The sequence below is a fragment of the Lyngbya sp. CCY1209 genome (assembly GCF_035615495.1).
Classification (GTDB): Bacteria; Cyanobacteriota; Cyanobacteriia; order Cyanobacteriales; family Microcoleaceae; genus Limnospira.
Genome location: NZ_JAJENU010000343.1, coordinates 1 through 973 on the forward strand (window position 1 = coordinate 1; position 973 = coordinate 973).

The 973-nt window shown below is 45.4% G+C and carries 1 protein-coding gene; it reads left to right on the top strand.

Annotated features, from left to right (window positions below; genetic code table 11):
- The coding region (locus LKE08_RS09670; protein WP_324704012.1) for a group II intron maturase-specific domain-containing protein at positions 1–973 on the top strand (973 nt) is incomplete at both ends.

Below are 973 nucleotides of genomic sequence, written 5' to 3' on the forward strand. Positions count from 1 at the left end.
CTCCTCGCCAACATCGCACTGGATGGAATGGTGAGGCACATCAACAAAATCTTCCCTAACAAAAAGAAACAGAAGATTAAAGCAACGGTCGTCAGATACGCCGATGATTTCGTAGTCATATCACCAAAACTCGAAATCATTGAACAGTGCAAGATTGCCATTTCCTCATGGTTAAAGCCCATTGGACTCAGACTCAAACCAGAAAAGACAAGAATCTGCCACACACTTCGAGAAATTGAAGTTGACGGAGAAAAAGTCCAACCTGGTTTCAACTTTCTAGGATTCAATATCAGGCAATATCCAAAAGGAAAACATACATCCGGTAAAAGTGGACATGGGAACCTACTAGGCTTCAAGACCCACATCAAACCAGATAAGGAATCAATCAAAGCCCACATTGAAATGGTGAAAGAGGTGATTAAGAAACACAAAACAGCACCTCAAGCCTCCCTGATTAAACATCTCAACCCCATCATCACTGGATGGGCAAGGTACTATTCAGGAGTAGTCTCCTCGGAGATTTTCAATAAACTGGATGATATACTCTGGCAACAATTGCGGGCATGGATAGTATCACGATGCGGAAATGCCAAATACAAAACGCTCAGAAAGTATTACCGAACAGGAATGGCAAAACTGAGCAGCGGGAATGAAAGGAAGGACAAGTGGATTTTCCAAACCAAGGATGGTCTGCGACTCCAGAAACACGCTTGGACTCCCATTGTCTACCACACGCTGGTCAGACCAGACGCATCGACGTATGACGGAAATTGGGTCTACTGGGCAACGAGGAGAGGGAAATCAGCAGAAATCCCGAACCAAGAAGCCCGACTGATGAAAGACCAGAAAGGCAAATGCAAATGGTGCGGACAGCACTTCACTATTGAAGACCAAGTGGAGACCGACCACATCATCCCTAGATGCCTCGGCGGAAAGGATGATTACAAAAACCTCCAACTGCTGCACCGCCACT